Here is a 5,012-nt window from a genome sequence, read left to right as displayed (position 1 = left end):
GACCTGGACCCGAATGCCTATATGGTCGTGCAGGTACTTGGGCGCGATGGTGGAAAGCGTCTGCAAGATCTGGTTTACGTTGGTGGCGGCGTACGAGGAGCCGGGACTTGGGCTAGACGGACGCGGTGGCCCTCTGCGGTATCGCCGAAGTCGCTTTCGTCGTCGTCACGGAAGTACTTGTAGAACCACTCGGGTACTCGGGTGGTATCCAGGCGGGTGCGGAGGACGCCGTCCTGTACATCGCGGGCCACGTTGCGTAGGCGGTGCCATTCGGTGTCGGGCACGGGACCAGGGCGTCCGTTGCCCAGCTCGGTGTTGACGACCTTGGCGAGTCTCTCCCGTTCGTCGGCCACCTTTCGTTGGCCGGACCAAATCTCGTAGGCGATCTGGTAGGCAGCCAGAGACGGGACGAAGAAGCTGAGGAGGGTGTCAACAAGGGGGGCGTTCGCGACCGCGAGACCGATGACCAGGCCGATGGCGGTCCACAGGAACGCGGCGGCGGCGATGAGGTGGCTGTAGCGGCGGCGGAGGCGGGCGTCCCAGGCGAGATTCTGCTCCTGGGCGATGAAGACGTCGTACGGGTGGTGGACGTCGTGGGTGGGGTCATACCAGCCGTCGGTGATGCGCTTGTCCTTCTTCCCACCTCGGGCGAGTTGGCGTGCAAGGCGGCGGACGTCTGGCTCGGGGATCGTGTCGCCGGCGACGGTAGTGCGCCACGGCAGGTGGAACAGGGCGGTGTCGAACATCTCCTGGAGCAGGGCGCCTCGGCGGGCGGTGTTCCCGGCGAGGCCCTTGAGCAGGAACGCAGAGACGAGGAACCAGAAGAACCCGACGATCGAGACTGCGGTTCGGCCGTGGCCGATCAGCGTGATCAGGACACCGGCGGCGGCGAGCGCGAGGGCGGCGTCGACGCGCACGGCCTCAAGGAGCTGGCCACGTTGGTGGCTTGCCGCCGCGGCGCGCTGCAGGAGCAGCATATCGTCGTCGAGCTGCCGCTCGTGGATGGCTCGAGGCGGTATTCCGCGGACACCGGCGGGATCGGTGGAAAGGTTCATGGCTTGGTCATCCGGTTACCGAAGAGCTTCTTCCACTCGTCGTAGGCAGTCCGTTCCTGGTCCTCGTCCTCCAGGTCGACCGCTCGTTCGGCGATGCCGCGGGCTTGCTTGAGCGCGTTGGCCGCAGTGAGTTTCTGGGTGGCGTTCATGACGGCGTTGACGTCACCGCCGAGACCGGCGGGGTCGGGCCACTGGTCGCCGATGCGTTCGGCGGCGGTGGCCAGGAACAGCACGATCTCGTCCTGGTAGCGCCCGATGGGCGGCTTCACCAGGGACTGGGCCATGACTTCCAACAGGAAGGAAGGCGAGACAGGTTCCCCGAGCTCACGGTTGATGCCCTTGATCATCTTGACCAAGGGCACGTACTTGCCGTCGCAGTCGGCGTTCTTTGCGATGCTCAGCTCGTGGTGGCGCTTGGGATTGGTCGCGAGCCAATCGCCTGCCGAGGGGTTGGGGATGTAGTAGCCGCCGTCCCTCCGCTTGAAGGCGGGGACCACGTCGATGGACATGACCTCGTCGTCGGGGCCGTAGGGGACGACGACGGCCATGCCGTCGCGGGCGGCGCCCGTCCACTTCTGACGGAGGAGGGTCTCCAGGGCGTTGATGACCTGGATGGGGGCCTGGTCTCGGAAGCCGGCCTGGGAGCCGTCGTCGTCGAGGACGACGAAGATGTCGATGTCCTTGAGCTTCTTCGTTTTGGTGTCGCGCCGGTAGCTGCCGGTGAGGAAGTTGTCGGCGAGGTCCCAGTGTGACTTGACGAAGTCGCGGATGGCCTCGTGCCGTGCCTTGGCCAGATTCTGCTCGGTCTCGGTGATCTCCAGATTGTGCTTCAGGTTGGCGAAGGCGTCGTCGATGTATCCCATAGCGGTGTTCCTGCTCGTGGTCTCAGTTGTGGTAGTACCGCATGCTGGTCGAGGCGTGCGGGGCGGAGCCGAGGGTGCCGAAAGTGATGCCCCGCAGGCCGTTGGTGCTCGCCCGCTGGCCGGGGCCCCAGCCCGGTTGCGGGGTACGGGGCCCGTTGAAGGTGCAGAACAACCGATATGTGGTGCCTGCGGGCACCCGGTCGAGCTTGGCGCGGAACCGGGCGAGCCGGGCCCGAGAGGCGGTGAACTCTGCGTTGCCGTCGCCGGAGGTGGTGTAGGACACCGGGAACTCGATCACCGGCGCCACGGCGCCCGAGGGCTGATGGCACTCAAGGACGACCGCGGCCAGGGAGCTCTCCTCGATCCATGCCTTGACCGCGTTCTCGTTCTGCACCCAGTCACGGTGCAACCGGTCCATGTTGATCCCCAGGTCGGCGAGGATGTCGATGATCGCGCCGAGGATGACGTCGGTCAGGTGCGTGGCGGTGTGGGTCCGGGTGTAGCTGTACGTGTAGGTCGACGTCATCGATGGGTCACCGCCCGGCGCAGGGCCTCAAGGTCGATCAGCGGACCCGAACTGGCGGCCTTCGTCTCCGGAACGGGTGGGGCGGCGTCGGACAGCCGAGCGTGCCCGTCCGCGACGGCCTTCACCTGCTCCTGGAGCGGGGCGGGGGACGGGAGGTGGATCGTGAAGTCGTCGGCGCCCGTCGCGCCGGGGACGGGGTTGAGATTCTCCTCCAGCGTCAGCGCCGCCGTGCCGGACACCGTCGTGATCTCGCAGTGCACCTTGCCAGCCACCAGGGTGAGCGGGTGCTTGTGTAGGTGCCCTCCCGCGATCAGCATCCGCCCGACCGCCTCGGCGGCCGACATCGCCTGTACCGCCTCGTCGCGGGACAGCGCAGAGGACTGCGCCACCGTTTCCGCCACGAGGTCCGCGATCACCGACCAGGTTGCGCTGGCGCTACGCACGGGCGAGGCCGCCACCTCCCTAGTGCGCCGCACGGGACACCTCCGGCCAGCTCGTCTCCGCGACGGCATTGCGCACCGCGGTGGCCAGGCTGTCTTCCGTGAGGCTGCCGGGGTCGAGCACCGTGTCCAGCCGCTGAGCCAGGGCTTCGAAGACCACCTTGCGCGCGCGGCGGCCGTCCAACCCGTCCGCGGCCTCGGCGATGCGGTTCATCGCCGAGGAGCGCGCCAGATGACCCAGGGCCGGGTACTTGTCGGCGAGTGTGAGCAGTGTGGAGGCCAGGATCTCCCGCAGCGCCTCCGGCTCGGGGAGCGGGACCAGGATGGCAGCGTCGGAGCGGGAGAGGAACGCCTCGTCCAAAGCGGTGGTGAAGTTGCTGGTCGCAACGAAGAACAGGTGCGGGTGCTCGGCGGCGTTGAGATCCAACGCCGTGAGCACCGCGTCGGTGGCGCGGTGAACATCGGCCGGGTTGGCTGCCAACGAGGCCGCCGAGCGGGCAACCGCCATCGACTCGACCTCGTCGAGAATCACCACGGTCGGCACACCGTCCGACGCCAGCCCCGGCACGTACTCACCGAGCAACTCGCTGACCCGCTGCTGCGACTGCCCGTGCTCGGCGCTCATCAGCCCGTGCGGATTGATTTCGATCCGCCGGACCTCGCCGCCGGGAACGAAGCGCGCGACCTGCGCCGGCAGACCCCGCGCCAGGGTCGTCTTGCCGGTGCCGGGCGGCCCATAGAGCGTGCACAACCCGTGCAACGCCGTCACCTCGAACGGTAGATCGGGCCGGACAAGCAGCGACAACACGGTCTGGTTGCGCAACCTCTCCTTGATCCCCTCCGGCACCACGATGGCGTCCCACAACGAGGTCTCCGCCGAGTCGGCGGTGACCACCTCCTCCGACAGCACGCACTCCTGAACCTTCATCCCCTCAACTCCGTCCCTCGCGCCCGGCGATTACCTCAGATTTCAACATCATCTTCTTGAAGGTTGGTAGGCTACACGACGAAGTAGACGTGCAACTCGACACACCCCTCACCCGGACGTGCCTGTTGAAGCCGGGGGATTTGACCGCCGGGTAACCAAGGTGTGCCTAAGATGCGAGCGGAGCATCAAGATCGAGGACTGTCCGCTCATCGGCGGACATCGACTGCGGAGACGAGCGACGTGAACGACCCGCAACTGGACCCCGGCGACATCGCGGCCCTGTTCGATCGGGCCAGACTGCGGATGGCGCGTGAACTTCGCGGCCTCACTCAGGTGCAACTGGCGCGGGAAGTCGGCTCCGTTACCGCGGCCTCAATCAGCCAGTTCGAGAACGGACACACCAAACCCGCCACGTCGACGCTTCGCCGCCTCGCGGTCGCACTGCGAGTACCGCCAACCTTCTTCGCCGCACCAGCCCGCCCCCCCGCTCAGGACCAGGTCAACGGGTTCTTCCGCAGCCTTCGATCAACTTCCCCTCGAGATCGCCACCAAGCTCTCGCCTACGTGCACCTCGCGCGGGAACTTGCGCTCGAGCTCGAAAAGCACGTCGCGTTGCCGGACCTCAACCTGCCGCGCGTCCCGATTGGCGAAGGGCAGCCGCTCCGGTCCGCCGACATCGAACAAGCGGCGGCCCAAGTCCGCGACCATTGGAACGTGCCACGCGGCCCGGTCCACGATGTCGTGCGGCTACTGGAGATGAACGGAATCATCGTCGTCCGCTTTCGCGTCAGCATCGAAAAGGTTGACGCATTCTGCGTCGACTTCCCCGACAGGCCCGTCGTCGCTCTCGGGGCCGATAAGGGTCTGCGCGACCGCTCCCGCTTCGATGCCGCCCACGAACTCGGCCATCTAGTCTTGCACGGCATCTCGGGAGAAATAGGAGACAAGGTCACCGAAGGGCAAGCTCACGAGTTCGCCGCAGCATTTCTCATGCCGGCCGACGACATCAAACCCGAACTCCCGAGTCGGCTTGACTGGCCCGCATTTCTCCGGTTAAAAGCAAAATGGCACGTCTCGCTCGCAGCTCTTCTAGTTAGAGCAAAGACGCTTGGCGTCATGAGCGAACACGCCTACGCGCAGGGATGGAAAGCCCTATCTGTGCGAGGATGGAGGAAAGTCGAGCCAGGCCCTCTGGGGATC

Annotated in this window: 6 protein-coding genes; 1 reads left to right on the top strand and 5 read right to left on the bottom strand. The window is 66.4% G+C overall.

Annotated elements, in window-relative coordinates; translation table 11 throughout:
* Positions 1 to 74: 74 nt before the first annotated feature.
* The 5 genes from JWR81_RS33995 to JWR81_RS33975 are packed head-to-tail and all read right to left on the bottom strand — an operon-like array spanning position 75 to position 3,812.
* Positions 75 to 1,055: an S-4TM family putative pore-forming effector gene (locus tag JWR81_RS33995; protein WP_297662173.1), complete on the bottom strand. Its 981-nt coding sequence runs from the start codon at positions 1,053 to 1,055 to the stop codon at positions 75 to 77.
* Positions 1,052 to 1,918: a CBASS oligonucleotide cyclase gene (locus JWR81_RS33990; protein ID WP_297662171.1), complete on the bottom strand. Its 867-nt coding sequence runs from the start codon at positions 1,916 to 1,918 to the stop codon at positions 1,052 to 1,054. The genes JWR81_RS33995 and JWR81_RS33990 overlap by 4 nt, the downstream gene beginning before the upstream one ends.
* 22 nt (positions 1,919 to 1,940) lie before the next feature.
* Positions 1,941 to 2,444, bottom strand: coding sequence for a hypothetical protein (locus JWR81_RS33985; RefSeq protein ID WP_297662169.1), 504 nt, complete (start codon positions 2,442 to 2,444; stop codon positions 1,941 to 1,943).
* Positions 2,441 to 2,887: a hypothetical protein gene (locus tag JWR81_RS33980; protein ID WP_297662167.1), complete on the bottom strand. Its 447-nt coding sequence runs from the start codon at positions 2,885 to 2,887 to the stop codon at positions 2,441 to 2,443. The genes JWR81_RS33985 and JWR81_RS33980 overlap by 4 nt, the downstream gene beginning before the upstream one ends.
* 19 nt (positions 2,888 to 2,906) lie before the next feature.
* Positions 2,907 to 3,812, bottom strand: a complete 906-nt coding sequence (locus JWR81_RS33975) for an AAA family ATPase (RefSeq protein ID WP_297662164.1) — start codon at positions 3,810 to 3,812, stop codon at positions 2,907 to 2,909.
* A 240-nt stretch (positions 3,813 to 4,052) separates the two neighbouring features.
* Here JWR81_RS33975 and JWR81_RS33970 point away from each other — a divergent pair.
* Positions 4,053 to 5,012, top strand: a 960-nt coding sequence (locus JWR81_RS33970; protein WP_297662163.1) for an XRE family transcriptional regulator, incomplete at its 3' end; no start/stop codon positions are given.

Origin of the sequence: Pseudonocardia sp., from assembly GCF_025965585.1 — a bacterium.
Taxonomy (GTDB): domain Bacteria; phylum Actinomycetota; class Actinomycetes; order Mycobacteriales; family Pseudonocardiaceae; genus Pseudonocardia.
The sequence above is the reverse complement of the archived record's forward strand: the minus strand, read 5'-3'. Positions and strand labels throughout refer to the sequence as shown.

Excerpts from the sequence above, each read along its gene's own strand:
- JWR81_RS33985 (WP_297662169.1), bottom strand. The coding sequence starts at position 2,444 with ATGACGTCGACCTACACGTACAGCTACACCCGGACCCACACCGCCACG.
- JWR81_RS33990 (WP_297662171.1), bottom strand. The coding sequence starts at position 1,918 with ATGGGATACATCGACGACGCCTTCGCCAACCTGAAGCACAATCTGGAG.
- JWR81_RS33995 (WP_297662173.1), bottom strand. The coding sequence starts at position 1,055 with ATGAACCTTTCCACCGATCCCGCCGGTGTCCGCGGAATACCGCCTCGA.
- JWR81_RS33975 (WP_297662164.1), bottom strand. The coding sequence starts at position 3,812 with ATGAAGGTTCAGGAGTGCGTGCTGTCGGAGGAGGTGGTCACCGCCGAC.